The sequence below is a fragment of the Methanobrevibacter sp. genome (assembly GCF_017431965.1).
Taxonomy (GTDB): domain Archaea; phylum Methanobacteriota; class Methanobacteria; order Methanobacteriales; family Methanobacteriaceae; genus Methanocatella.
Genome location: NZ_JAFRKB010000027.1, coordinates 68,587 through 94,099, shown reverse-complemented (window position 1 = coordinate 94,099; position 25,513 = coordinate 68,587). Strand labels below are relative to the sequence as shown.

Annotated in this window: 29 protein-coding genes; 26 read left to right on the top strand and 3 right to left on the bottom strand. The window is 33.9% G+C overall.

Annotation, left to right across the window (positions count from 1 at the left end):
- Positions 1 to 244: 244 nt before the first annotated feature.
- The 14 genes from rpl7ae to argH all read left to right on the top strand — a co-directional run bounded on the left by rpl7ae (position 245) and on the right by argH (position 8,719).
- Positions 245 to 613, top strand: coding sequence for a 50S ribosomal protein L7Ae (gene rpl7ae / locus IJI93_RS03300; RefSeq protein WP_292819893.1), 369 nt, complete (start codon positions 245 to 247; stop codon positions 611 to 613).
- Between the two features lie 32 nt (positions 614 to 645).
- Complete coding sequence (locus IJI93_RS03295; protein ID WP_116669816.1) at positions 646 to 852, top strand: 30S ribosomal protein S28e; 207 nt, start codon at positions 646 to 648, stop codon at positions 850 to 852.
- 14 nt (positions 853 to 866) lie between these two features.
- On the top strand, positions 867 to 1,028 hold the full coding sequence (locus IJI93_RS03290; RefSeq protein WP_292819890.1) for a 50S ribosomal protein L24e: 162 nt from the start codon (positions 867 to 869) through the stop codon (positions 1,026 to 1,028).
- Positions 1,025 to 1,477: a nucleoside-diphosphate kinase gene (gene ndk, locus IJI93_RS03285; RefSeq protein ID WP_292819887.1), complete on the top strand. Its 453-nt coding sequence runs from the start codon at positions 1,025 to 1,027 to the stop codon at positions 1,475 to 1,477. Before IJI93_RS03290 ends, ndk begins: the two co-directional genes overlap by 4 nt.
- Before the next feature lie 38 nt (positions 1,478 to 1,515).
- On the top strand, positions 1,516 to 3,306 hold the full coding sequence (gene infB, locus IJI93_RS03280; RefSeq protein ID WP_292819885.1) for a translation initiation factor IF-2: 1,791 nt from the start codon (positions 1,516 to 1,518) through the stop codon (positions 3,304 to 3,306).
- A gap of 37 nt (positions 3,307 to 3,343) precedes the next feature.
- Positions 3,344 to 3,727 (top strand): 30S ribosomal protein S6e, encoded by a 384-nt coding sequence (locus tag IJI93_RS03275; RefSeq protein ID WP_292819884.1) that lies wholly within the window; start codon positions 3,344 to 3,346, stop codon positions 3,725 to 3,727.
- Positions 3,728 to 3,788: 61 nt separating this feature from the next.
- Complete coding sequence (locus IJI93_RS03270; protein WP_292819881.1) at positions 3,789 to 5,003, top strand: translation initiation factor IF-2 subunit gamma; 1,215 nt, start codon at positions 3,789 to 3,791, stop codon at positions 5,001 to 5,003.
- Between the two features lie 10 nt (positions 5,004 to 5,013).
- Complete coding sequence (locus tag IJI93_RS03265) at positions 5,014 to 5,412, top strand: PIN domain-containing protein (protein ID WP_292819878.1); 399 nt, start codon at positions 5,014 to 5,016, stop codon at positions 5,410 to 5,412.
- Between the two features lie 30 nt (positions 5,413 to 5,442).
- Complete coding sequence (locus tag IJI93_RS03260) at positions 5,443 to 6,018, top strand: DNA-directed RNA polymerase (protein ID WP_292819875.1); 576 nt, start codon at positions 5,443 to 5,445, stop codon at positions 6,016 to 6,018.
- A 3-nt stretch (positions 6,019 to 6,021) separates the two neighbouring features.
- Positions 6,022 to 6,198 (top strand): transcription elongation factor subunit Spt4, encoded by a 177-nt coding sequence (gene spt4, locus IJI93_RS03255; RefSeq protein WP_292819872.1) that lies wholly within the window; start codon positions 6,022 to 6,024, stop codon positions 6,196 to 6,198.
- Positions 6,199 to 6,208: 10 nt separating this feature from the next.
- A complete protein-coding gene (locus IJI93_RS03250; RefSeq protein ID WP_292819869.1) occupies positions 6,209 to 6,718 on the top strand; it encodes a GTP-dependent dephospho-CoA kinase family protein in 510 nt (169 codons plus the stop codon).
- 18 nt (positions 6,719 to 6,736) lie between these two features.
- A complete protein-coding gene (locus IJI93_RS03245; protein ID WP_292819866.1) occupies positions 6,737 to 7,066 on the top strand; it encodes a 30S ribosomal protein S24e in 330 nt (109 codons plus the stop codon).
- A 9-nt stretch (positions 7,067 to 7,075) separates the two neighbouring features.
- Positions 7,076 to 7,228: a 30S ribosomal protein S27ae gene (locus tag IJI93_RS03240; protein ID WP_292819863.1), complete on the top strand. Its 153-nt coding sequence runs from the start codon at positions 7,076 to 7,078 to the stop codon at positions 7,226 to 7,228.
- 69 nt (positions 7,229 to 7,297) lie between these two features.
- Positions 7,298 to 8,719, top strand: a complete 1,422-nt coding sequence (gene argH / locus IJI93_RS03235) for an argininosuccinate lyase (RefSeq protein ID WP_292819860.1) — start codon at positions 7,298 to 7,300, stop codon at positions 8,717 to 8,719.
- Between the two features lie 227 nt (positions 8,720 to 8,946).
- Here argH and IJI93_RS03230 read toward each other — a convergent pair whose 3' ends face one another.
- Positions 8,947 to 9,123: a hypothetical protein gene (locus IJI93_RS03230; protein ID WP_292819857.1), complete on the bottom strand. Its 177-nt coding sequence runs from the start codon at positions 9,121 to 9,123 to the stop codon at positions 8,947 to 8,949.
- A 27-nt stretch (positions 9,124 to 9,150) separates the two neighbouring features.
- Positions 9,151 to 10,164 (bottom strand): 7-cyano-7-deazaguanine synthase, encoded by a 1,014-nt coding sequence (locus IJI93_RS03225; RefSeq protein WP_292819854.1) that lies wholly within the window; start codon positions 10,162 to 10,164, stop codon positions 9,151 to 9,153.
- 180 nt (positions 10,165 to 10,344) lie between these two features.
- On the opposite strand from IJI93_RS03225, the gene IJI93_RS03220 reads away from it, so the two are divergent.
- The 7 genes from IJI93_RS03220 (at position 10,345) to IJI93_RS03190 (ending at position 18,633) form a co-directional block, all read left to right on the top strand.
- Entirely contained in the window at positions 10,345 to 11,502 is a 1,158-nt protein-coding gene (locus IJI93_RS03220) for an aldo/keto reductase (RefSeq protein ID WP_292819851.1), read from the top strand.
- Positions 11,503 to 11,534: 32 nt separating this feature from the next.
- On the top strand, positions 11,535 to 12,821 hold the full coding sequence (locus IJI93_RS03215) for an O-acetylhomoserine aminocarboxypropyltransferase/cysteine synthase family protein (RefSeq protein WP_292819911.1): 1,287 nt from the start codon (positions 11,535 to 11,537) through the stop codon (positions 12,819 to 12,821).
- A gap of 41 nt (positions 12,822 to 12,862) precedes the next feature.
- Positions 12,863 to 13,807 carry a hypothetical protein gene (locus tag IJI93_RS03210; protein ID WP_292819848.1) on the top strand — a complete coding sequence of 315 codons (945 nt, stop codon included), beginning with the start codon at positions 12,863 to 12,865 and terminating at the stop codon, positions 13,805 to 13,807.
- 20 nt (positions 13,808 to 13,827) lie between these two features.
- Entirely contained in the window at positions 13,828 to 16,068 is a 2,241-nt protein-coding gene (locus tag IJI93_RS03205) for a RyR domain-containing protein (protein ID WP_292819844.1), read from the top strand.
- Between the two features lie 132 nt (positions 16,069 to 16,200).
- Positions 16,201 to 16,986 (top strand): hypothetical protein, encoded by a 786-nt coding sequence (locus tag IJI93_RS03200; protein ID WP_292819842.1) that lies wholly within the window; start codon positions 16,201 to 16,203, stop codon positions 16,984 to 16,986.
- A 2-nt stretch (positions 16,987 to 16,988) separates the two neighbouring features.
- A complete protein-coding gene (locus IJI93_RS03195; protein WP_292819839.1) occupies positions 16,989 to 18,368 on the top strand; it encodes an MATE family efflux transporter in 1,380 nt (459 codons plus the stop codon).
- A gap of 106 nt (positions 18,369 to 18,474) precedes the next feature.
- On the top strand, positions 18,475 to 18,633 hold the full coding sequence (locus IJI93_RS03190; RefSeq protein ID WP_292819835.1) for a hypothetical protein: 159 nt from the start codon (positions 18,475 to 18,477) through the stop codon (positions 18,631 to 18,633).
- A 30-nt stretch (positions 18,634 to 18,663) separates the two neighbouring features.
- Here the strand turns inward: IJI93_RS03190 and IJI93_RS03185 are convergent, their stop codons facing one another.
- Positions 18,664 to 19,203 carry a GNAT family N-acetyltransferase gene (locus tag IJI93_RS03185; RefSeq protein WP_292819832.1) on the bottom strand — a complete coding sequence of 180 codons (540 nt, stop codon included), beginning with the start codon at positions 19,201 to 19,203 and terminating at the stop codon, positions 18,664 to 18,666.
- Between the two features lie 204 nt (positions 19,204 to 19,407).
- On the opposite strand from IJI93_RS03185, the gene IJI93_RS03180 reads away from it, so the two are divergent.
- From IJI93_RS03180 to IJI93_RS03160, 5 genes are all read left to right on the top strand, one after another.
- Positions 19,408 to 20,217: a tetratricopeptide repeat protein gene (locus tag IJI93_RS03180; protein ID WP_292819830.1), complete on the top strand. Its 810-nt coding sequence runs from the start codon at positions 19,408 to 19,410 to the stop codon at positions 20,215 to 20,217.
- Positions 20,218 to 20,407: 190 nt separating this feature from the next.
- Positions 20,408 to 21,148, top strand: a complete 741-nt coding sequence (locus IJI93_RS03175; RefSeq protein WP_292819827.1) for an SDR family NAD(P)-dependent oxidoreductase — start codon at positions 20,408 to 20,410, stop codon at positions 21,146 to 21,148.
- Positions 21,149 to 21,290: 142 nt separating this feature from the next.
- On the top strand, positions 21,291 to 23,096 hold the full coding sequence (locus IJI93_RS03170; protein WP_292819824.1) for an ABC transporter ATP-binding protein: 1,806 nt from the start codon (positions 21,291 to 21,293) through the stop codon (positions 23,094 to 23,096).
- A gap of 1 nt (position 23,097) precedes the next feature.
- Positions 23,098 to 24,888 carry an ABC transporter ATP-binding protein gene (locus IJI93_RS03165; RefSeq protein WP_292819821.1) on the top strand — a complete coding sequence of 597 codons (1,791 nt, stop codon included), beginning with the start codon at positions 23,098 to 23,100 and terminating at the stop codon, positions 24,886 to 24,888.
- Positions 24,881 to 25,429 (top strand): MarR family winged helix-turn-helix transcriptional regulator, encoded by a 549-nt coding sequence (locus IJI93_RS03160; RefSeq protein WP_292819818.1) that lies wholly within the window; start codon positions 24,881 to 24,883, stop codon positions 25,427 to 25,429. The genes IJI93_RS03165 and IJI93_RS03160 overlap by 8 nt, the downstream gene beginning before the upstream one ends.
- Positions 25,430 to 25,513 lie beyond the last annotated feature (84 nt).

The following is a 25,513-nucleotide window of genomic DNA, read 5'->3' as shown; positions in this document are numbered from 1 at the left end:
AAAAATTACATGAAATTCAGAAGTATTTATATTGAAAGTCTAATCCCTCTTATTTTTTTCTCGGGATTATATTTAGTGATATATGAATTATTCAAGAATTAGTATTATTAAAGACTGTATTAGACTACTCTATAATTTAATTCGGGTAATCTGAACAGTTGTAATTAAATAATATTATGATTCAATGTGGATTATAATATATGCCGATGGATGGCATAGCCAGATGAAAAAGGAGGTATATTTTATGGCAAACATTTATGTAAAATTTGACACACCTGAAGAATTAGCTAAACAAGTTGAAGAAGCATTAGAAACCGCACAGTCTACTGGTAAAGTAGCAAAAGGTACTAACGAAGTAACTAAATTCATCGAAAGAGGAGATGCAAAATTAGTTGTTATCGCAGAAGATGTTGATCCTGCTGAAATCGTTGCACACATCCCTGTATTAGCTGATGAAAAAGAAATTCCTTACGCATACTTACCTACCAAAGAACAAGTTGGTGGAGCTGCAGGTTTAACTGTTGGTACTGCATCTGCATGTATTGTAGACGCTGGTGATGCTGAAGCTGCTGTTTCTGAAATTGTAGAAAAAGTTGCTGAATTAAAAGAATAGATAAATTCTTTTAATATATTACGGTGATTTACATGGAAGAAGGAACCCCTGCTGAAGTCATTGAAGTTTTAAAAAGAACTGGTATGACTGGTGAGGTAATGCAAATTAAATGCAGAATCCTCGATGGTAGAGATAAAGGAAGAATTTTAACAAGAAACATTATGGGTCCTGTTAGAGAAGGTGACATTTTAATGTTACTTGATACAATCAGAGAAGCTAAAGAAATTAAGACTCCATAAGAAGGTGTAAGAACATGAGAACTTGTTCATTCTGTAAAAAGGAAATAGAAGAAGGTACTGGAAAGATGTACGTCAAAAGAGACGGTTCAATTTATTTCTTTTGTAGCAGTAAATGTGAAAAAAATATGATTAAACTCGGAAGAGTTCCAAGAAAAGTTAAATGGGTTAAAGAATGATTCAAAAAAGTTTTGTAATGATGAAACCGGACGCTGTCCAAAGACGTCTTATGGGAAAAATATTATCCCGTTTTGAAGACAAAGGTCTTAAAATTGTAGCTGTTAAATTAATTCAAATCGATGAAGATTTAGCGAAAACTCATTATGGAGAACATGCTGAAAAACCATTTTTCCCAAGTTTAGTTGAGTATATTACTTCTTCACCAGCTTTAGCAATGGTAATTGAAGGAGAAGAAGCTATTACCACTATCAGAAAAATAGTTGGTGCAACTAATCCTTTAGAAGCAGACCTTGGAACTATCAGAGGAGATTTCGGTATGGATACCGGTAGGAATATTATTCATGCTTCAGATGCTCCTGAATCTGCTGAAAGAGAAATCGCTCTTTTCTTCAATGAAGATGAAATTTGCGATTATGAAATCGTCGACAATGATTTAATTTATGAATAAATTTAGATTTTAAATATTTATTATTAAGAAAAGATACTATGAAAATCAGATCCCCAATTGTATCCGTTTTAGGGCATGTAGACCATGGAAAAACTACATTATTGGATTATATTAGAGGCAGTACCATTGCTGATAAGGAAGCAGGAGGTATTACTCAACATATCGGTGCTACAGAAATACCTAATGATACTATTGAAGAAATCTGTGGGAATTTTATATCAAGATTAACTATCAAAGATTTGATTCCAGGTTTATTCTTTATTGATACTCCTGGTCACGCAGCATTCACCAGTTTAAGAAAACGTGGTGGAGCGTTAGCTGATTTGGCTGTATTGATTGTAGATGTCAATGACGGATTTAAACCACAAACATATGAAGCATTAAACATTCTTAAAATGTATAAAACTCCATTCATTGTTGTTGCCAATAAGATTGACATGATTTTTGGATGGGAAACACATGAAGGTGCTTCATTTAAGGAGACTTTCCAACAACAGGCACCAAGTGTCAAACAGGATTTGGACACAAAAGTTTATGAAATTGTTGGTACTCTTCACAAGGAAGGTTTCCAATCCGAAAGATTTGACAGAGTTAGCAACTTCGCTTCCCAAATTAGTATTATTCCAATTAGTGCTAAATCTGGTGAAGGGATTATTGAAGTATTGGCTATGCTTTTAGGCCTTGCTCAGGAATATCTGACTGAGCAGCTTGAAATTAATGCTGATGCCCCTGCTAAAGGTACTGTTTTAGAGATTAAGGAAGAAACCGGATTAGGTCTAACTATTGATAGTATTATTTATGATGGTGTTTTGCGAACTAATGATGAAATAGCTTTAATGACTTCTACAAATGAAGTTTTAACTACTAAAATCAGATCTATTTTAAGGCCGCTTCCACTGGAAGAAATGAGAGATTCTAAAAAGAAATTCCAAAAATTTGACGAAGTTGTTGCAGCTGCAGGTATTAAGATTGCTGCTCCTAATTTAGATGATGTCGTTTCTGGTTCACCGCTTAGGGTATTAAGCGAAGATGAAAATGTTGAAGATGAAATCTTAAAAGAAATTGAAGATATTACTATCACAACTGAAGATGAAGGAATTTTAGTTAAAGCAGATACATTAGGTTCTCTTGAAGCTATTGTTAAGTTATTAAGAGAATTGGATATTCCTATTCGTGAAGCGGACATTGGTGATATAAATCGTAGGGATATTATCAATTCATCCATTGCATTCAATGAAAATGATGCGCATGGAGCCATTATAGCATTTAATGTTGATGTTCATCCGAATTCAGAAGAAGACCTTAAAAATTCCGATGTAAAACTGTTTAAAGGTGATGTAATCTATCAAATCATTGAAGATTATGAAGAATGGATTGATGAAATTGAAAGGGCTAAAAAGAAAGCGTTTTATGATGCTATCATCAAGCCTGCAAAATTCATGTCATTACCGAAATTAGTTTTCCGTCAAAGTAAACCAGCTATTATTGGAATAGAATCAATTAGCGGTACAATTAAACAAGGTCAAACTTTAATAAATAAAAATGGTGAATATGTTGGTGTGATAGCAAGTATGGAAGATAAAGGCGAAACATTGCCGGATATTTCCAGAGGCCAGAGGGTAGCGATGGCTATTAAAGATGCTATTGTCGGCAAACATTTCGATGAGGGGGATGAACTATATGTTGACATTCCTGAAAAACATTACAAATTCATAGAAAGGGAATTTAAAGATAAGTTAACTGAAGACGAATTTGAAACTTTATATGAATTTTTAGAAATTAAACGTAAACAAGATCCCGATTGGGGTAAATTTGGTCTTTTTGAATAATAAATTGGGTTTATAGAAAAATTAAGGAGGAAATACCATGGCATTCAAAATAGTTGTGTCTCAAAAAGCTGAAACTCATCAATTTGAAATTGATGAAACTAAAGCGCTTAATGGTTTAGTTATCGGTGATGAATTTGATGGTGGAATTGTTGGTTTAGATGGTTACACTTTAAAAATCACTGGTGGTAGTGACAAAAATGGTTTTACCATGAAAAAAGATGTTTCCGGTACTAGAAGAATAAAAAGTTTATTAACTGGTGGTATTGGTTATCATCCTAAAGCTGATGGTGTTAAAAAAAGAAAAACTGTAAGAGGAAACACTATCGCAGAAGATATCGTACAAATTAACACCGTAGTTACTCAAGCTGGAAGCAAACCAATAGCTGAAATTATCGGTGCTGATGAAGAAGAGGAAGAATAGTTTTACTATTTTTCTTATTTAACTTTTAAGTTAATTAAATTATTAAAAAAGGTGGTTATCTGTGAACGTACAGTCAGATGTTAACATAGGTTTAGTTGGTCACGTAGACCATGGTAAGACTACTCTTACTAAAGCATTGTCCGGAATTTGGACTGATACTCACAGTGAGGAAACTAAAAGAGGTATATCTATTCGTTTAGGTTATGCTGATATTGAATTTAGAAAATGCCCTAACTGTGAAGAACCTGAATGTTATACTACTTCTGAAAAATGTGAAATCTGTGGCAGCGAAACTGAATTAATTAGAAAAGTGTCATTTGTTGATGCTCCGGGTCACGAAACCCTTATGGCGACCATGTTGTCCGGTGCTGCAATTATGGATGGTGCTGTTTTAGTAATTGCTGCAAATGAGTCTTGTCCACAACCACAAACAAAAGAACATCTAATGGCACTTGACGTAATCGGTGTTAAGGATGTTATTGTAGTTCAAAATAAAATTGATATTGTATCAAAAGAAAGAGCTATTGAAAGTTATAATGAAATTAAGGAATTTGTTAAAGGTACTTGTGCTGAAGATGCTTTAATAATACCGGTATCTGCTCAACAAGGTGCAAATATAGATATATTAATCGAAGCAATGCTAAAACAAATTCAACCTCCGGAAAGAAATATCGATGATACAACATTAATGCATGTTGCAAGGTCATTCGATATTAATAAGCCAGGTTCTGGTGCTGATAAAATTAAAGGAGGAGTTATTGGTGGTACCTTAGTCCAAGGAAAATTCAAACTTGGAGATACTATTGAAATTAGGCCTGGTCCTACTAATAACGGTGAGAGAATCACTCTCAAATCTGAAATTATCGGTCTTGAAGCCAATGGTAAGCAGGTTGAGGAAATCGGTCCGGGAGGACTTGTTGGTATTGCAACTAAATTAGACCCATCTTTAACCAAATCAGATTCGTTATCCGGAACTGTTGCTGGTGAAGAGGGTACATTGCCTGATGTATTAAATAGCTTTTCAATGGAAGCTAATTTGCTAGATCGTGTAGTGGGTACCAAAGAAGAACGTGATGTCGCTCCAATTAAAATCAAAGAGGCTTTGATGATTAATTGTGGTACAACAACCACTATTGGTGTTGTCACTTCAACCAAGAAAAATGACGTTGATGTTACTCTGAAATTGCCTGTCTGTGCTAGTCCGGGCGATAGGGTTGCTTTAAGTCGTAGGGTTGGAGCTCGTTGGAGATTAATCGGTTACGGTATTATAAAATAGAGGGCGAATAATGAACTCTAAAGAAGTTGTAATAGATACCAATTTTTTTATGGTTCCTTTTCAGTTCAATGTTGATATCATCAGCGAACTTGAAAAAATATTACCTTCTTATAAATTAACTACTCCAAGCTTTGTTATCAATGAATTGAAGGGTTTGAAAAGAAATAATAAAGGAAAAATAAGGTTAAATGCAAATTTGGCCTTAAAGTTAGCTAATTCTTCAAAAATTGAAATAAAGGATATTTCATTACTTGAAAATGAAACTGTGGATGATGCATTACTTAGAGTTTCAGAAGTTTTAGCTACAAATGATATAGAATTAAAAAAACGAGCAAAAGATAAAGGAATAACCGTAGCATATTTAAGACAAAAAAAATATATTGCAATTGATGGTAAAATATTATATTAATTAAACTTATTAACTATATGAGGGATTATTTTGTATTATAAAACAAAAATTGAGGACACTGTAAGAATTCCACCATATAAGTTTGATGAGCCTCTTAATAAAGTTGCTATTCAAACTTTAAATGAAACTTATGAGGGTCGTTTAGATAAGAAACTTGGTTTATTTATCTGTGTTAATGCTATAGATGAAATCGGCGAAGGTAAACTTATAATGGGTGATGGAGCCGCATATCATAATGTTATCTTTGAAGCACTTTTCTTTAAACCGGAACAATATGAGATTCTAGAAGGTGAGGTAATCGAAATAGTCGATTTCGGTGCTTTTGTTAGAATTGGTCCTATGGATGGTTTAATACATGTTTCTCAAGTCACAGATGATTATATCAATTTTGATGCTAAAAGAGGAGCATTATTGGCTAAAGAATCTAATAAAACTTTAGATGAAGGAGATTTAGTTAGAGCAAGAGCCGTTAGTGTTTCAATTAAAGATGAATCAACCAACAATATGGAAAATACCCGAAAGTCTAAAATCGGTCTTACAATGAGACAAAATAATTTAGGTAGATTCGAGTGGATTGAAGAAGCTAAACAAAAAAGTAAGGGGTAAAGAATGAAAGCTTGTACAGTTTGTAAAATGATTTCAGATAAAGATCATTGCCCATCTTGTGGAAGTCCAACTTCTGACAATTGGAGCGGTCTTTTGATTATCACTGACCCTGAGGATTCTGATATTGCTAAAGAATTAAATATTACAATCCCTGGTGAATATTGTTTAAGAGTAAGATAGAGGTTTTATTGTGTTGCGCTTGGATGCAGAATTGAATGAGGATATAATATTGGAGCTTAAAAAACCATTAGGCAAATTATATCCTGACTTTGAAGATGCTATTGAAGATATTAAATCTTCCGAGTTTTTAATTTCTGTTGGTGATGCGACTTTTGCAAATCTTACTAAATATGAATTATATCCCAATATTGGTATTATTGATAACTTAATTCAAAGAAAAAATCATACTCATGATATTATACGCGCAGATAACATTTTAAAAGTGAACAACCCTGCCGGAACTATTACTGATGATCTATGGGAAACCATAGGCCAAGCTCTTGAATTATCTAACAATGGCGTATGTTATGTAATTGAAGTTGAAGGGGAAGAAGATCTTGCAGTTCTTCCTTGCATCTTAATGGCTAATCCGGAAACAACAATTTTATATGGACAACCAAATGAAGGTTTGGTGCTTTTAAAAGTTTCTGATGTGAAAAATAAAGCTCAAAAGCTTATTGACGGATTTATTGAAGAATAAAATAAATGAGGTCTTATAATGGAAATTGAATTTATTGAAGAAAAAGAAAACAAATTGTTTAACAGAAAAGAAATTAAATTTTATGTTGATTATGATGGTGAAGCAACTCCTAAATTATTAGACATCAAATCAAAATTAGTTGCTTTATTAAACACTAAAAAAGATTTAATTGTTGTAGACAATGTACAACCTCACTACGGCGAACCTAAAGCTGCAGGTTATGCTAAAGTTTACGATACTGTAGATGATTTAAAATTCATTGAAGCTAAACATATTATTGCTAAAAATGAAGAACCTGAAGAAGAGCCTGCTGAAGAAGATGCTGAAGCAGAAGAAGCAGAAGAATAGGTGATTTAAATGGTAAGAAAAGCTGATCTTTACAAAGTTGATGGAGACAAAATTGAAAGAAAAAACCCAATTTGTCCTCGTTGTGGTGAAGGTGTATTCATGGCTGACCATGGTGACAGATTCGCTTGTGGTAAATGCGGATACACTGAAATGAAAAAATAAGATTTTTTAAATCTTCATTTCTTTTTTTATTTATTTTTATTTTTAACATACTTTTTAGAAGGGATTTCATTGGATAATATTAGGAATGGTCGTTTCAAGACTGGTATGACTGATGAAGCAGCTGAATACACTTCATCATATGATGCTGATAAGGTTCTTTTTGAAGCAGATATCAAAACTAATTTTGCACACACTTCAATGCTAAAGCATGAAGGGATTATTGATGGGGAAATTGCTGATAAAATATTATGTGCGCTAGATAACCTTAAGGAAGAAGGTTTTGATGCATTGGTGTTTGATGCTTCCGTTGAAGACGTGCACATGGCAATTGAAAATTATGTAACTTCTAAAATTGGTCCCGAAGCGGGTTACATGCACACTGCTAAATCACGTAATGACCAAGTTGCATGTGATGTGAGACTGGTTTTACGCGAAATGATTGAAGAGATTCAGATTGGCATTTTGGAATTTATGGAAGGCCTTGTTGAAATGGCCGATGAACACATGGAAGATATTTTCATAGGCTTCACTCACTTACAGCACGCTCAACCGATTACAATTGCCCATCATTTGATGGCTCATGTACAAGCCCTTAAAAGGGATTATGAACGTTTGGGAGATACATATAAAAGAGTAAATCTTAATCCTTTGGGTTCTGCTGCAATGGCAACCACAAGTTTTCCAATCAACAGGCAATTGACAACAGATTTGCTTGGCTTTGATGCTTATTTGGAAAATTCCATGGATGGTGTTTCAGCTCGTGACTTTATCACAGAAACAGTCTTTGATTTGGTGTCATTATCATCAACTCTTGCTAAAATCTGTGAAGAATTGGTGTTATGGAGCACTTATGAGTTCGGCGTTATTGAAATGGCCGATGAATATTCATCAACTTCCTCTATTATGCCGCAAAAGAAAAACCCTGATGTTGCCGAGCTTGCAAGAGGCAAAACAAGCATCGCAACCGGTGAGCTTATAACTATATTGACAATATTGAAAGCTATTCCTTATACTTACAATAGGGACTTGCAGGAAATAACTCCCCATTTATGGAATGCCGTAAAGGTTACTAAGGAAACTTTATCAATCGTTACAAAAATGATGTTGTCAGTTGAGTTTAAGGTTGACAGATGTGCGGAGCTTGCAGGCAAGAACTTTGCAACTGCAACTGACCTTGCGGATATTATGGTTCGCGAAAAACAGATTCCGTTCAGAACCGCTCATAAGATTGTTGGAAGGATTGTAAATGAAGCTACAGCCAATGACATGGCTGAAGAGGACATCACTTCCGAATTCATTGACGATATTGCAGTCGAACTTGGATTTGACAAATTAGGCTTATCAGATGATTTAATCCAAAGAGCTTTGAATCCTGCTGAAAATGTCAAAATAAGAGCTGTTCCTGGAGGACCTGCTCCTGAAATGGTTGAAATTGCTCGGGATAATATTAAAGCATTCTTGAATGAAGAATTTGAAAAACAGGGAATTTAATTTAATTCCTATATTTTTTTAGTTAAAAATTAATTTAGGTATTCCTAAACTTTATATACTTTTAAAAATAATATTATAATTGCAGATATAATCCTTGATTATTGATGCAGATTGTTGTAAAAAAAGATATTTGTAGAAAACTTTTTTGATACTCATCATGAATTCAAAGGTTAAGGCTCAGCTTCTATTAATATCTTACAACAACAATCCGTATCTTTAAATAAGTTTCATTCTTCTTCTTTTGATTTCAAATAGCTTTCGTGAATTTCGTCAGCCAAATCCTGGTTTCCTTCTATAATAGGTCCGGTATAGTCGCAGTCATAACAGACCCACCTTGACCAATTTTGCGGTATTATCCATTTCACATTTTTTGATCCGCATCTAGGACAAATCTTAAACATCATGTTATCACTATTATAAATTTGTTTCTTCTATTTGGTTTTATAAAAACTCCATATCAAATCCAGCGCCTCACCGGGTTCAAGCGCACTGGAACGTGTCTCCCTCAGTATTCTTTGTATTGAAAATTTCTTCATATGAGGGAACTTTCTGTGAACTTCATAAAGCAGAGGACAGCCAAACCCTTTGAAGGTCTTTAAATTATAGTTTCTGATTAATGATTTTATCTCTTGCTTGCCAACACTTAAACTTGCTGGAAGGTTCAGTCGATATAATGAATCCTCCTGCAGATTTATGCATTGACTGCCTGTTGCAAGCATATCTCCGAAGATAATTACTGGAATTTCGTTAGTTTTTGCATATTCCCTTACAAGTTTGGAAGTGTTTTTGGAACATCTTCCGCAGGGGTGAAGCTTGCCTGTAAATGATTCTTCAATAATGTCTGAATAATCGGTTTCGATGTATTCATGATTGATGTCAAGTGATTCGGTTAAAAGTTTAATGTTTTCCTTAAACTGCTTTGGTAAAATGATTGTTCCGGGGTCTACTGTAACAGCTGCTGGATTGAATCCTAATTTTTTAGCCAAAATAAGTGAAAAGCTACTGTCGACACCGCCTGAAAGTGCAACAACGGCTTCGACATTTTCAGATTCATCAAATTCATTTTCTTTAAAATAAGTATCAAAGTTAAAACTGTAGATGTTGTCTAGTTTGTTATCTATTGCTTTTTCCAGGTTTTTCAGGCCGACCAAATCCAAGTCCAGATTGTGCACAGTTTTTTTGGATAATTTCAGTTTATATTCCTTGTTTAAAAAGTCGCCATAAGATTCGACATGAATGCTGTCAAGGCCTAGCTTTTCACGCAGTTTTCCAACTACCCAACCGCCTTTGCCGATAATGGCTGATTTGTCAGGTCGGTCTTCTGTAATAATCCACAATTCATTGTTTTTAAAGTAAATCTCTTCAATAAAAATATTTACTTTTTCATGACCTATCTCTTCTCTTATGGTATTGATTTCATTTAAAAGGAATTCTTTTGTATACATTTAACTCATATCAATGATTTCTTTTGATTTTTCATGTTGCATTTTTTATTCAATATTTATATCACTTATTTTTTATAAATTGTTGTTTTTATAGGTTAATTAAAAGTTTTTTATGCTTCCATTAATTTTTTTAATTTTAAAATATAAACCTAATATTATTAACTTGAGGATTTTTTTAACATGAAATATAGGAAGTTAGGTAATACTGGCATTGAAGTATCTGAAATTGCATTCGGTTCCGAGTTTCTAGTTGAAAGGCCTTATGAGGATACTGAAGTGTTAATCCAGGCATGTGAAGAGAATGGAATTAACTTTTTGGACTGTTGGATGAGCGAGCCTGATGTGCGCTCACACTTGGGTCGTGCCATTAAAGGCAATCGTGATGCTTGGGTAATTCAGGGCCATTTGGGGGCAACTTGGCAGAATGAACAATATGTAAGGACACGGGATATGGATAAGGTTATTCCGGCGTTTGAAGATTTTATGCAAAGGTTTCAGATTGATACTCTTGATTTCGGCATGATTCATTATGTTGACCTGCTGGAGGATTATGAGGAGATAATGAACGGTCCATTCATAGAGTATGTTCGCAAATTAAAAGATGATGGAACAATAGCTCATATAGGATTGAGTACTCACAATCCGGATATTGGAATATTGGCAGCTCAAAATCCTGAAATTGAACTTCTGATGTTTTCAATCAATCCAGCATTTGATATGTTCGGGTCAATGCTTGATATTGAAGAGTATAGAAAGGAAGATGCTTATGATAGGGAGTTTTCAAGCATCAATCCTAAAAGGGCAGAAATATATGAACTGTGCGAGAAAAACGGAACTGCATTGACAGTGATGAAAGGATTTGCTGGTGGAAATTTATTGTCTGATGAAACTTCTCCATTCGGAGTGGCCTTAACCCCGGTTCAATGCATCCATTATGCATTGTCCCAAAAAGGCGTTTCAAGCATTTTTGTCGGTGTTAAAAACCCGCAGGAATTGGAAGAATCCCTGAAATATTGTGATGCAACAGAAGCGGAAAAAGACTATTCCCAAACATTAAAGAACGCTCCTAAAAATTCATATAAAGGCCAATGTACTTATTGCGGGCATTGCCAACCATGTTCCTCAGGAATAGATATAGCAATGGTTAATAAATTGTTCGATCTTGCAAAATATCACGATGAAGTGCCTGCAAGCATACATGAACATTACAATAACTTAAAATATGATGCAACCGAATGCATAGCATGCGGGGAATGTGAACCGCGCTGCCCATTTGATGTTCATATTGTTGATGTCATGTTGGATGCTCAGGATTTATTCGGATTTAAAATGTTTTAATATTATTAATTATAAATCTATATATGATTACTATGGCGTATGAAATTAAAAACAAAAAGAATATTTCAACAATTGGCGTGCATGCCGGTCAGGAAGAAGTGGATGAAACCGGCTCAAGGGTAACTCCAATTTATCAAACAACATCTTATGTATTTGACACTCCCGAACAGGCGGCAAACAGATTCGCCTTAAAGGAAGGCGGAAATATTTACACAAGACTGACCAATCCAACCACTGAAGCTTTTGAAAAAAGAATGGCAGCTATTGAAGGCGGAACTGCTGCATATGCAACAGCTTCAGGAATGGCGGCTATCTTTTATGCAATTATTAACATAACTCGAGTTGGAGACAACATCGTATCTGCAGATAACTTGTATGGTGGAACCTATGAGCTGTTTGAAAACACCTTGGAGGAATTGGGCCGTACAGTCACATTTGTTGACTCACAGTCTCCCGATGAGTTTGAAGCGGCAATTGACGATAGGACCCGTGCAATCTATGTGGAATCAATAGGAAATCCTAAATTGGATATTCCAGATTTCGATAAATTAGCTGAAATTGCACACTCACATGGAATTCCATTGATAGCGGACAATACAGTTGGAATAGCTTCTGTGAGGCCGTTTGACCATGGAGCGGACATTATTGCATCATCTGCAACAAAATACATCGGAGGTCATGGAACCACTCTTGGAGGAATCATCATCGAAAAGGGTGACTTTGATTGGATGAACGGCAAGTTTCCGACATTGTCAGAACCTGATGAAACCTATAACGGATTGATATTTGCCGAAACTTTTGGCGAATCTGCATTCACAACAAGAATTAGGGCTGTTGTTGGAAGGGATACAGGTGCTGTTCCTTCTCCTTTCGGGTCATTTTTACTCTTGCAAGGTCTTGAAACTTTAGGCTTAAGGATTGAAAGGCACGCTTCAAATGCGATGGCCGTAGCAGAGCATTTGGAAGCTCATCCTAAAGTGGCTTGGGTAACATATTCCGGTTTGGAATCTTCTCCAAACCATGAAGTGGCCAAAAAATATGCCGAAAAAGGTTATGGGGGAATTGTTTCATTCGGTCTTAAGGCAGGCTATGACGGTGCTTTGAAGTTCATTGAAAATGTGGAATTGTTATCCTTTTTAGCAAATATAGGTGATGCAAAGTCATTGGTAGTGCATCCAGCATCAACTACACATTCACAGCTGACTGAAGAGCAACAGTTATCCACTGGCGTAACTCCTGATTTAATCAGGTTTTCAGTGGGAATTGAGGATATTGAAGATATTTTGGCTGATGTGGATCAGGCTTTGGATAAAGTCTAAAAAAGAGATTAATGTTAAATAGGGGAATTGGGTGTGATATTGTGAATCAGAAAGAGATTTTTTACCAGGATAAAGAAAACTGTAAAGTTCCATTTTCCCATGTTATGGAACCCCTTCCAGACCCTTCGTTAAGCGTCATTGATGAAATTTATGGTGCTGCAGATACTTTAAGTATTCTAAATGCTAAAAAGCATGACAGAATTCTTTTATCATTATCCATTATTGGAACTTTGATTACTCTTTCTTTTCTTCTTTATGATGCAATGGATTTTTTTGGGCTTATTCTTGCATGTGCGGTGATGATTTTGTTTTTATTCCTCATCAATCATTTTGCAAATAAGTTTGATTGCCATAAAAAATACTTGGAATATAGAGTTCTTGCTGAATCACTTCGTGTTCAGTTTTTCCTTTCCATGGCCAGCATTAACTTACAAGTATCAGATATTATGCCATGGTTTATCAAAAAAGGCATTCCTTGGATTGAGGAGGTTTTATTGTCATTGCCTCAAGTTCAGATTGCTGAAAAAATGCCAATAGTAGATTGTTGGATTATTGATCAAAAGGAGTATCATAAAGGTGCTTTATCAAGAGCGGAAGCAAAAAAGCATAGGGATGAGATAATTACCAAATTAGCAATCGTGATTACTGTCGTGACTTATGTAATTGCAGTATTTTTTGAGATTTTTGTTTATGGTAATATATATGTGGATTCTAATGAATTTATGATTCGTTCAATCTTGAAGATATTTTTAGGAACAATGTCAGCATTTACTCTGTTTACCGGAAGTTACTATGGAAAATTGTCTTTATCAAATCGTATCGATGACCACAAAAGAATGATTTCACTATATGAACAGGCTGAGAGTGATATTTCGCAGCAGGGTGAAACTGATGAATTACTGCTATTTTTAGCACGTGAATTTTTAATTGAAAATAGTACTTGGTATGCTTATCAAAGCAAAAATAAGCCGGATATTGTTATTTAGGAATGGGGTATGGTGTGAACATGAATAAGAACAATTTTAGAAAATATGTTGATGATTTTTTCAACGAATTGGTTTTGTATGATGATTATCACAATGGTCATTATTACAAAGATTTGCTTAAAACGGGTATTGATGTATTTTTTGATAATGAAAATGCATACAATGCATATGAAATCTATAGGACTTTTTTCATGATTTATCAAATCACTGCTGAAGATAAATCAAATGAAAGTGATGAAATCACTATTACACACGAACCGAATACCCTACTTGATCTGGTAAAAATAATGAAAAAATATGAGGAAAATACTGGTGATTTGGTTGAAAAGCAAAGAGATCACTTTATTCACTCAGTCAATGTTTTTTTATTGGGTTTAGCTATCTATTCTCAAAATAAAAATTATAGAACTGTTTTCAAACAGTACATTCTTGAAAGCCCCTACGAGAAATTTTATAGAATTGACAATGAATATTCCCATGAGGAATTTTTATATCGTTGGGGAGTTGCATCTCTTTTCCATGACATCGGATATCCTGTTGAAATTATTGGAAAACAATTGACCAAATTTATGAATGATGGGGTCAAATCCATTTCAAGCAGTTATGAGGCTGATACTGCAATCGACTTTAAGGATTTCAATGAATTCAATACTATTATTAAAATGGATTCTGATTTTGCCGATAACTATACTAGCGTTTATCCAAAATCAAAATTTTTGAACTTGTTTAAGCCAACAGACATCATGGCTCATAAGATTGCAACAGATTTCAAAAATGTGGATGTAAATGATGTTGTAAAACATTTAAATTCATTTGTAAAGATTATGGGTGAAAATGGATTCATCGACCATGGATTTTTTTCATCAATTTTGGTTTTGAATTCATATGGTTATCTGATACAAAAATATGCAAAAAACCATGATTTCTTCTTTTATCCAATAGTTGACAGCGCAACTGCAATATTATTGCATAACTATTACAGAAATGTATTGCAGAAAGAACAGTTCGGATTAAAAAATTTAAACCCTTCCGATTCTCCTTTGGCTTATTTATTGATTTTATGCGATGAACTTCAGGAGTGGAACAGAAAACCCTTCGGCATTAAGGATAAGGAAAAAAGCCGTGTGAATGAACTGCTCTTAAAAATTGATGATAATGAAATAGATGTTGAATATATCGTAAAAAGCGGGTCAATGGGCCTTGGATTTTCAGAAGATAAGGAAAATACCCTTTATAACGTGTTAGATATATACGATATATTCGCTTCAGGTTTAAGAATAGTCACCGATGTTAAACATGAGAGTATTTTAAAAGCAATTGTTCACTCCGAAATTCAATCACCGGATATTCTGCTTAGAAATGTTGAAAAACTAGCTATTAAAATTCATGAGCAATATGTTGAAACAACTAAAAGGCAATATCAAGAAAAGATTGATAATAATGAGGAAATTGATAAAGACTTCATGGATAAATATAACGGATTATGCTCTTTTGATGAGTTGACTCCTCAGCTTAAAATAGCCAATATCAGGCAAGCCAGATCAATTCCAATAAAATTAAGCATGATTGGTTGTGAAATTGCAGATATGTCTGATGGAAGGGCGGCTATTGAAGAATTTTTAGATGATGAAATTCTTGAGTTGGCTATATTTGAACATGATGAATGGATGGCTGAAAAAATAGGTACCGGTTGGACTTATGGCCCTAAAAAAGATGTTAAAAAGCTCATTACTCCTTATTTGGTGCCATGGGATGATTTATCTGAGGATATTCAACAATATGATATTGATCCTATTAAAAACATTCCATCATTAATGCAATCCATTGGCCTTAAGGTTGTAAGAACAAAGCAAAGGTTGCTAACTTTCGAAATGCACAAATTCTATTCAAAGGCGGATGATTTCGATAAGCTGCCAGATTACATTAAATACTCCAACTATAAACAAGCGGATTTCTTATTGAAAATATTGTCGGAGCTTGGTTATGATGTTGTCGATGTCGAATCTCAAGGTTCAGCTATCAGTTCATTTGATGAAGTGGAAGTTGAATATCTTGCTGAAAGAGAACATAATGCGTGGTACAAGCTTAATGTTAACTTGGGATGGAAATATGGTTCGGTTAAAGATGAAAAAGCAAAAACCAATCCGAATTTAGTAATATGGGAGGACCTTAATCCCGATATTCAAAATAGCAATAAAAATACATTTAGGAATTTGCCTAAATTATGTGAAAACGTTGGTTTAAAAATTGTTAAAAAATAATTTTAACAATTTTATTTTATTATTTTAGGTTACTATTTGAAATAATAATGTAGTTCATACTTTTTTTTTCAAAAAAAATATTTCAATAATTATTAATATTTGAAATTTGAAATATATTATTGGTGTTTAGAAGTGGATTTCGGTTTTGCCCCAATTTTGGAATTAGCTATTGTAATAATCATTTTTCTTCTTTTAGTGGTTATTGGAATGTTCATATATGACAGACTTAAAAACAATTCCAGTTCATTATTGAATTCAGGAGAATATCTTCCGGAAGAAGAAATACATACACTAAAACAAGTCTTTTATCTGGCAATGATGTCATTTTGTTTTATAGATTTAATATATTCTATGGGGATAGCCCAATTTAATTTCATATATCTTGCGATATTTGACATTTTTCTTTCTCTATTCATTGCAGTTACATTAATTGATAAAAAAACTTTAAAGGGCAAATTACTAATTTTATTGCTGGTTCCTTATGGTTCCTTAAATTATATTCTATTCAATCAGTTAAATTTGCTTTATGTAATTGATATCATTCATATTTTAATGTTTATTTACTTTATAAAACTTTATTATTATAAATTTCGAGAGTATACGGATTCCAATGGTTTGGGGATTGCTGTAATATTGTTATTTGTAATAATTTTTCTTAGCTTTTTATTTACTCAGCTTGTTGAGGGAGTTAATCCTTTAGATTCATTAATTATGGTTTCCAATGCATTTACAAGTAATGGTTACGCCATTTTAGGTGACTCTATTCTGGGTAAATTGAATTCTCTTCTTTTGGTTTGGGGAGGTTACATCTTATCCGGTGTGGGTACTGCAACCTTAACTGCGGCCATTTTAACAAAACACTTCAACAAGCGATTTGATGAATTGGAAGCGTTAATCAAGAATAATGATGAAGATTGATTATGCCGAATGAGAATATAGATTCAATTACAGGCTCGCCTAGAAAAGCCATTAACAAACTGGCCTTTCCGACAATATTTTCAATGCTTTTGATGTTTTTGAATAACCTGATTGACAGCTTCTGGGTTGCGGGAATCAATGCCGATGCACTTGCAGCACTTGGTTTTATTTCACCGCTGTACTTGGTCATCATAGGTCTTGGTAGCGGTGTTGGTGCAGGTGCAAATTCAATGATTTCAAGATATGTCGGAGCCGAAAGATTTGAAGATGCAAATAATGCAGTTATCCATTCAATTATTTTAACAGTTATTGTATCACTTATAGTTTTAATCATAGGCATTTTCTTTTTGGATGATTTAATCATAGTGTTGGGTGCAAGGAGTGTCAGCACATATTGCCTAAATTATGGCGAAATCATATTTTTGCTGAATATTGTATTCTTGGCACCTAATGTAACATCCAGCATCTTCCGGGCTGAAGGTGATATTAAAAGAGCTACCAATCCACTTGTCTTAACAGCTATCCTAAACATGATTTTGGATCCGGTTCTGATTTATGGGATGAATCTGGGAATTTTTGGTGCTGGGCTTGCAACCGTGATAGCATCATTTGCGGGATTTGTATGGATGTTTTATTGGATTTATGTTAAAAAAGATACTTTTTTCAAGTTTAAATTCTCTTATTATAAACGTAAATTGGAAATCTATAAAGAGATTCTTGTCGTATCGCTTCCTGCCGGCTTTGAGGAAATCATATTTTCATTGGTTGCAATAATTTTGAATTATCTCATCATGGTTACTGCAGGAGTAAACGAAATAGCATCGTTTACGATAGCATGGAGATTTATCTCAATCATATTCATACCTTGCATGGCAATAGGAATCGCAACCATTACAGTTTCAGGAATAGCTTATGGGGCCCGCAATTGGGAAAACTTCAATGAAACCATCAGATACTCAACAATATTGAGTTTGGCAGTCACTTTGGCATTATCTGCAATTTTTTTAATATTTGCTAATCCGATTTGTGAACTATTCAATGTCCAGGCAAACAATTTCGCTCTTGTAAACAGGGCAGCTGAAATATTGCAGCTGCTGGTGTTCTATAACTTTTTGATTCCTTTTGGGGCAACTGCGGCGTATGTCTATCAGGGCGTAGGATCCGGATTTAAGTCTTTGGGTTTAACCATTTTAAGGGAAATTATCTTAAGCATGGCATTAGCATATGTTATGGGAATCACTTTGGCAATTGGCGTTTTTGGAGTTTATCTGGGGGCAATCATCGGAATGAATATCGGTTCCATAATCGGTTTTGTTTGCATTTGGATATTCAATCTGAAGTTTAAAAAAGAGATTTATGGCATTAATGGTAATTTAATGTGATTTAAACAAATTAACTAGAAAATTGTCTCCATTTTGTAAAATTGAAGTGATTTTAAAGGAAAATTATATTAATTGTTAGTGATATATTATGGTTTAGGTGATAAACATGGCAAAACCAATTGCCCCAACTCCTCTTTTTGAAGGGGAAGCTTTAGAGGAATTAATAAAATATATGAAACAACCATTACCCAAAGAAGAAGAAGAGTTTAATGATAAGGTTAAAAAAGCTAAAAAAATTTCTAGACCTAGTTTAAACTTTTTGTGAATAATGATTACAAAATAAAGGGATTTTCCTTTAAATTTTTATTTTTTTAATTTCTTTGTACATGGGGATTGATGTGGTTAAATTTCGTTTTGAAGTTCTTTTTAATTTTTTTGAATTTTCTATTTTCATCTGCTTAAATGAATTTTTTGAATAGAATTTTCTAGCAATACAATATGCATCAATTGTTATGAAAGAAATCCCTACATCATTTGAGATTTCTTTTATCATCTTGCTAATTGATATTAATATTGCACTTCCAATGCCATAATTGTGGTATTTTTCATCAACAGCCAATCTACCAATTTTTACTGCAGGATAATGGGAATATATTGCTGATTTTTTGTTGATTTTTTTACATTCTACTTTATCTGCTAAAATAGAAACATAACCAAGTATTTTATTTTTATAAATGGCTAAATAAGTTACACTTAAATTTTTCTCTTGTTGTTCGGGGGCATCTTCTTTTAGAAATTCATCAAGGTCTTCAACACCGCATGAGAAATTACTCAAGTCATGTTTTGAAGATAATTTTTCGTAGTGATAGTTGTTGATAATATCTTCAATAGTCATAATGATAGTTAATATGTTAGTTAAATATATATTTATTGTTCATTTTAGATAAATAGTTTATATAACTTATATTTTAATGATTAAAAATAAATAAAGCATTATTATTCAATTTTATTAATTTAAATCAATTTAAATAAATCGAAAGTTTTTTATATTGAAAAATTAATACTCCATTTGCAGAAGCAATTTTTGTGGGTGATGCTCATGAAAGAGGAATCATTTGATGAAGAAGAAATTAAAGTCAATAAAAGAAGAACTGACAAGATATATTTTGAATCTCCTTTAATACAATCAATTTCTGATAAAATTGATTTTTTAAGGGAGGAATCAAAAGAAATTCTTAAGGAATTGGATTCCACTGAACTCAAACAGCAATTTGATGATTTTGATCTTGAAGAGTTTAGTGAAGATACCATTAATCTCATTGATGACATATTTGACGATATCTCAAGATTCAAGGATGATGTGATTGATACAGAAGACATTCCGGAGGATGTTAAAAAACATTATCGCACCACTCAAATGTATCTTGACCGTGATGATGATTATGTAAGAAGGGCAAAAAGAAAACTGGAGAGACTGGAAGCCAATAAATTATCCGATTCATATGAAACAAGATTTAGAGCGATAGAGCTTTGTGATAAAGCCATTAAGATTAATGAAAATAATTTCGATGCACATTTCCTAAAGGCTCAAACATTGGTTGACCTAAAAAAGTATGGGGAAGCTATTGAAGAGTTCATCGCTGCACTTTCAATAAAAGATGATATTGAAGTTTGGTTGGCTATTGCGAGAACAAATAGACTTAATGGCGATTTGGAGGATGCTATTGATGTCTATGATAAAGTCTTGGTAAAGAATAAAAATTCATTTGAAGCTTTTAAAGGAAAAGCATACACTTATTTTGACTTGAAGGATTATACTAAGGCAAATTATTTTTTCAAAAAAGCGAATTCCATCCAACCTTTGGATGAGGCATCCGAAAAGATTTGGAGTGTTTGCAAAGAAAATTAAATTGAATATTATTGTTCAATTTAATTACTTTTTTTATTTTAACTAATTTATCTTTTTTATATATTGTTTTAATATTCTAGTTTTTTTTAAGTATTTTTAAACTTTTCATGTTTTTTGTCGAGTGGAACTCAAAAAACATTTAATAATGTTTAATTACATAGTTAATATTACAAAATATTTAGGTGAAAAAATGGCAAAAAACGCAATAATTACTGGTGGATCCAGAGGAATTGGTAAAGCTATGGCTTTAAAACTAGGCGAACTTGGATACAATGTAGCAATCAACTACAGAAGCGACTCATCTAAAAAGTTAACCGAAGATTTAATTGAAGAGATTAAATCAGAATATGGTGTAGACGCCATTGCTGTACAAGCGGATGTAAGTAAATTTGAAGACTGCAAAAAGTTAGTTGAAGCAGCTGTCGATGCATTTGGTGAAGAAATTGATGCATTGGTAAACAACGCTGGTATTACTAACAACTGTAACTTCATTGACTTAGAACCGGAACAATACGAAGCAGTAATCAACACAAACCTCGTAAGTATGATGCACATGTGCCACTTGGCTCTTCCTTACATGGTTGACCGTGAAACCGCAATCGTATGTACCGCATCTGTAGGCGGTTTGACAGGTGTAATCAACCAAGCTGACTATTGTGCCGCTAAAACTGGTGTAATCGGATTGTGCCGTGCACTTGCTTTAGAATTTGCACCAAGAAAAGTAAGAGTTAATTCCATCGCACCTGGTATGATCATGACTGATATGTTACGTGGCGTAAATCAGGATGAATTAAATGCACTTGCAGCAACAATCCCTCTCGGACACATTGGTGAGGTTGAAGAAATCGCTGGTGCTTTAGAATACATCTTGACTGCGGATTACTTGACAGGTCAAGTAATATCACCTAACGGCGGATTCGTATTACAATAAGGGTTTTAAACCTTTATTATTTTCTTTTTTTTTTTAAATATCATTTTTTTTGATTGAATGTCTGATGTGCAGTGGCAATATTTATATATAAAAAAATTTAAAGGTACCTTTAGAAAATTAAAAAAATAAAAGCCGGGGAATAATGAATCTAAGTAAAACACTAAAAACTATAAGAAAACTGCTAAGTCCATTAAAAAAGAGAGTAATTCCTCTTTTTCTCATTGTTGTATTCCTATTGGTTGATGTTTACTGCAACCTGACATTACCCACATACACTGCGGATATTGTTGATGTAGGTATACAAAACACTGACTTTAACTACATAATAAATGTAGGAACCATGATGATGGCCATGGTCTTGATAGGGGTTCTGGCTACAATAGGCCTTTCATACTTCTCAAGTAAAGTGTCAGCGGCATATGGAAGGGACTTAAGGAAGATAAGCTATGACAAGATTTTAAAGTTTTCAAATTTCGAGCTAAATAAGATATCAAGGGCTTCCCTTATTACACGAAATACCAATGATGTATATCAGATACAGATCTTTTTAGGATTATTCTTTACAACAATACTATTTTCACCGATATTGGGTATAGGAAGCATAATAAAGGCCTTGGAACTCGGAACCAATCTTTTATGGATTATTGGAGTGACATTCGCTGCAGTAGCCATACCTTTTGTCATAATATTTATAAGCGTTGTACCCTACTTTAACAGGATGCAGGAATTGACTGACAAAATCAATCAAACATCAAGGGAAATATTGATGGGAATTCCCGTCATTAAAGCATTCATAAGGCAGGACTATGAAGAAAAGAGATTTGAAGAAACAAATGAAGACTTTAGACAAGTAAACCTAAGGGTCTTTAGAGTCCTTTTGATTTTAATGCCTGCAATGACTTTATTGTTAAATCTGATGATTGTTCTTATCCTATACTTCGGAGCATATGATGCAATCAGAGGGGAAATATTAACCGGAACGATAATAGCCTTTATCCAATATGCAACACAGATTGTTATGGCATTTCTGATGATGGGCGGATTTTTGGTAATGATTCCAAGAATTTTAGTATCCGGCAGGCGTGTTGCTGAAGTAATAAATATGGAAATATCAATCAGCGATGGACCAATCGATAAAATAGATGATGACCCTGTCATTGAATTTAAAGATGTAACTTACATCTATCCCGGAAGCGAAAAGGAAATATTGAAAAATATCAATTTCAAGCTGGAAAAGGGAAAAACCACTGCAATAATTGGTGGAACCGGAAGCGGAAAATCCACAATTCTAAACTTAATCCCTCGTCTTCAGGATGTAAGCGATGGCGAAATCCTGATTAATGATAAAAATATCAAGGATTATAAATTATCTGTCATTAGGCAGAGGATTTCCTATGCTCCTCAAAAGGCAATTCTTTTTGAAGGAACAATAAGGTCAAACATGCTTGTTGGCAAAGAGGATGCAAGCGATGAAGAGATTAGAAAGGCATTGGCAATGGCGGAAGTCGATTTCATAGAAAGTTTGGATGATGAGGTTTCACAAGGGGCATCCAATTTCTCAGGCGGACAGAAGCAGCGTCTTCAGCTGGCAAGATCAGTAATATCTAAACGTGACTTTTACCTGTTCGATGACTGCTTTTCAGCACTCGACATGAATACGGAAGCGAAAGTCAAAGAAAACCTTAAATGCTTAAAGGAAGATTCATCAATGCTCATTGTCTCACAAAGGATTTCAACAATCATGGATGCCGATGAAATAATAGTGCTTGATGAAGGAGAGATTATAGACAAAGGAACTCATGATTACTTGAATGAAAATTGCACTATCTATATGGAAATAGTATCATCTCAAATGGAACAGTCTAAAGACCTGCTATATGATGAGGAAGAATCTTCCAATTTCATTATAGATGCTGATTATATCAAAAAGACTGCAGGGGGCAAATAATATGGCAAGAAAACCAAGAAGAGCACCTCCTGAAAAACCGGCAAATACCAGGCAGTCCATAAAAAACATATTAAGTCTCCTGGTTGGATATAAGTTTAAATTAATTTTAACAGTTATTTGCGGTATCATATCAACGGTATTTTCAGTAATAAGTCCTCTTTTAATCGGTTTTGCCACAACCGCAATATTTGATGGCATAAACTCCGGAAATATGAACCTTGAATATATAATCAGTCTGCTAATCACAGTCGTAATCCTATATGTTGTAAGCGGGGTTTTTTCATATCTTCAAAGCTATCTGTTGCTTGACATAACAACGGATATAAGCTATAATTTAAGAGAGGACTTAATTGAAAAGATTACTCATCTGTCAATGGGGGATCTGGATAAGAATACCAGAGGAGACATCCTGTCAAGAATCACAAACGATGTGGATTCATTGCAGTCAGGTATCGTGCAAACATTTAACCAGTTGCTGACAGGCGTTGTTACAATAGTCGGCGTTACAGTAATGATGCTGTCCATTAACCTATGGCTGACGCTCACAACAATAATACTGGTTCCAATCGCCTTTTTCATTATAATTAAAGTTACCCAATTTTCACAGGATTACTATCTCAAACAATTGGAATACAGGGGCAGGTTGAACGGACAAATTGAAGAGTCATTTACAGGCCATGAAATCATCCGTTCATTCAACCAGGAAGAGGAATCCATGAATATTTTTGAAGAGGAAAATGAGAACTGGTACGAGCAGGAATGGAAATCCAAGTTCTTTTCAAGTCTATCAGGTCCTTTTGTCCATTTCATTTCCAATCTGCAATATGTAATCATTTCAGTTCTTGGAGCAGTGCTTGTACTTCAAAATGCAATAAGCGTTGGGGACATTTTGGCGTTTATCCAATATTCCAAAAACTTCACAACCCCAATTGAACAGGTAACAAGAATCATGAACATGATACAAACTGCAATGGCGGCAAGCGAGAGGATATTTGAATTTTTGGAAATAAATGTTGAGGAAAATCCATCCAAAGAACAAATCAAAGGAATAAATAATGAAATCAGCTTTGAAAATGTTAACTTTGGCTACACTGAAGATGAGTTGATAATAAAGGACTTGTCATTTAAAGTTAAAAAGGGTGAAAAAATAGCTATTGTAGGTGAAACCGGAGCGGGCAAAACCACTATTGTAAAATTGCTAATGAGGTTCTATGACTTGGATGGTGGTGAAATAAAAATCGATGGTGTAAACATCAATGAATATGACAAACACAGCATCAGATCTCTTGTAGGCATGGTGCTTCAGGATACATGGCTGTTTAATGACACTATATTTAACAATATCCGCTATGGAAAACTGGATGCCAGTGATGGGGAAGTTATAGATGCGTCAAAAGAAGCTCATGCAGACAATTTCATCATGCAAAGTCCTGAAGGATACCAAATGATGCTTAATGAGGATGCAGACAACATTTCCCATGGTCAAAAGCAGCTTTTGACAATTGCAAGGACAATCCTTTCAAACAAGCAAATATTGATTCTTGATGAGGCCACTTCATCAGTTGATACAAGGACAGAAAAGCTAATTCAAAAAGCCATGGACAGATTAATGAAGGATAGGACAAGCTTCATAATAGCTCATAGGCTTTCAACCGTTAGGGATGCAGATAATATAATTGTAATTGATGACGGGCGTATTATTGAGCAAGGTACTCATGAGGAATTGCTGGAACAGAAAGGATACTATTACAATACATTGAACAGTCAAAATAGGAGGGTTTCATATGAATGATGCTGATGAAATAGACAATCAGTTGCTGTTCTATAAATTTGCCATGATTAATGAAATTCTTGATCAGAGAAATAAAAAGCAGAATCCGGAAATGAAAAGCATTACAAAGGGTCAGGGCAGATTGATTTTTCTTTTAAAGAGAAAGGACAATATATCCACTAGGGAATTATCCGAGATATTGAACATTAGTGTCACTTCTCTAAATGAGACCCTAAACAAATTGGAACAAAAAAACTTCATTAGAAAAGTTCCATCACAAAAGGATAAAAGGGTTCTGCTTGTTGAACTGACAGAAAAAGGCAGAAACCTTGAATTTAAAGATCATAAGGACATTGACATTTTCGATTCGTTAAGTGAGGAAGAAAAGGAAAACATGAATGATTATCTGAATAGATTAATATTCAATATTCATGATAAATTCAGGCAAGAGGAACCTGAAAAGTACGAAAAAATCATTAAAAATAGAAAGGAAATCTTTGAAAAATACTTTAAGGATGATAAACATCACAAGGAATGGGCAAAATTAAGGATTTGCAAATAAAAATAGAAAAACCTATTGGAATCAATTTCAACCGGTGAATGGAAGCCAAAAATATTCTTCATAAATTATAATAATTAAGAAAGT

What these genes read in the sequence shown, in the direction of transcription:
- IJI93_RS03185 (WP_292819832.1), bottom strand. Translation starts at nt 19,203, where the DNA reads ATGACTATTGAAGATATTATCAACAACTATCACTACGAAAAATTATCT.
- IJI93_RS03245 (WP_292819866.1), top strand. Translation starts at nt 6,737, where the DNA reads ATGGAAATTGAATTTATTGAAGAAAAAGAAAACAAATTGTTTAACAGA.
- IJI93_RS03275 (WP_292819884.1), top strand. Translation starts at nt 3,344, where the DNA reads ATGGCATTCAAAATAGTTGTGTCTCAAAAAGCTGAAACTCATCAATTT.
- IJI93_RS03180 (WP_292819830.1), top strand. Translation starts at nt 19,408, where the DNA reads ATGAAAGAGGAATCATTTGATGAAGAAGAAATTAAAGTCAATAAAAGA.
- IJI93_RS03175 (WP_292819827.1), top strand. Translation starts at nt 20,408, where the DNA reads ATGGCAAAAAACGCAATAATTACTGGTGGATCCAGAGGAATTGGTAAA.
- IJI93_RS03170 (WP_292819824.1), top strand. Translation starts at nt 21,291, where the DNA reads ATGAATCTAAGTAAAACACTAAAAACTATAAGAAAACTGCTAAGTCCA.
- IJI93_RS03220 (WP_292819851.1), top strand. Translation starts at nt 10,345, where the DNA reads ATGAAATATAGGAAGTTAGGTAATACTGGCATTGAAGTATCTGAAATT.
- spt4 (WP_292819872.1), top strand. Translation starts at nt 6,022, where the DNA reads ATGAAAGCTTGTACAGTTTGTAAAATGATTTCAGATAAAGATCATTGC.
- IJI93_RS03225 (WP_292819854.1), bottom strand. Translation starts at nt 10,164, where the DNA reads ATGTATACAAAAGAATTCCTTTTAAATGAAATCAATACCATAAGAGAA.
- rpl7ae (WP_292819893.1), top strand. Translation starts at nt 245, where the DNA reads ATGGCAAACATTTATGTAAAATTTGACACACCTGAAGAATTAGCTAAA.
- IJI93_RS03295 (WP_116669816.1), top strand. Translation starts at nt 646, where the DNA reads ATGGAAGAAGGAACCCCTGCTGAAGTCATTGAAGTTTTAAAAAGAACT.
- IJI93_RS03230 (WP_292819857.1), bottom strand. Translation starts at nt 9,123, where the DNA reads ATGATGTTTAAGATTTGTCCTAGATGCGGATCAAAAAATGTGAAATGG.
- IJI93_RS03190 (WP_292819835.1), top strand. Translation starts at nt 18,475, where the DNA reads ATGGCAAAACCAATTGCCCCAACTCCTCTTTTTGAAGGGGAAGCTTTA.
- IJI93_RS03205 (WP_292819844.1), top strand. Translation starts at nt 13,828, where the DNA reads ATGAATAAGAACAATTTTAGAAAATATGTTGATGATTTTTTCAACGAA.
- IJI93_RS03290 (WP_292819890.1), top strand. Translation starts at nt 867, where the DNA reads ATGAGAACTTGTTCATTCTGTAAAAAGGAAATAGAAGAAGGTACTGGA.
- ndk (WP_292819887.1), top strand. Translation starts at nt 1,025, where the DNA reads ATGATTCAAAAAAGTTTTGTAATGATGAAACCGGACGCTGTCCAAAGA.
- IJI93_RS03160 (WP_292819818.1), top strand. Translation starts at nt 24,881, where the DNA reads ATGAATGATGCTGATGAAATAGACAATCAGTTGCTGTTCTATAAATTT.
- infB (WP_292819885.1), top strand. Translation starts at nt 1,516, where the DNA reads ATGAAAATCAGATCCCCAATTGTATCCGTTTTAGGGCATGTAGACCAT.
- IJI93_RS03195 (WP_292819839.1), top strand. Translation starts at nt 16,989, where the DNA reads ATGCCGAATGAGAATATAGATTCAATTACAGGCTCGCCTAGAAAAGCC.
- IJI93_RS03265 (WP_292819878.1), top strand. Translation starts at nt 5,014, where the DNA reads ATGAACTCTAAAGAAGTTGTAATAGATACCAATTTTTTTATGGTTCCT.
- IJI93_RS03165 (WP_292819821.1), top strand. Translation starts at nt 23,098, where the DNA reads ATGGCAAGAAAACCAAGAAGAGCACCTCCTGAAAAACCGGCAAATACC.
- IJI93_RS03215 (WP_292819911.1), top strand. Translation starts at nt 11,535, where the DNA reads ATGGCGTATGAAATTAAAAACAAAAAGAATATTTCAACAATTGGCGTG.
- IJI93_RS03240 (WP_292819863.1), top strand. Translation starts at nt 7,076, where the DNA reads ATGGTAAGAAAAGCTGATCTTTACAAAGTTGATGGAGACAAAATTGAA.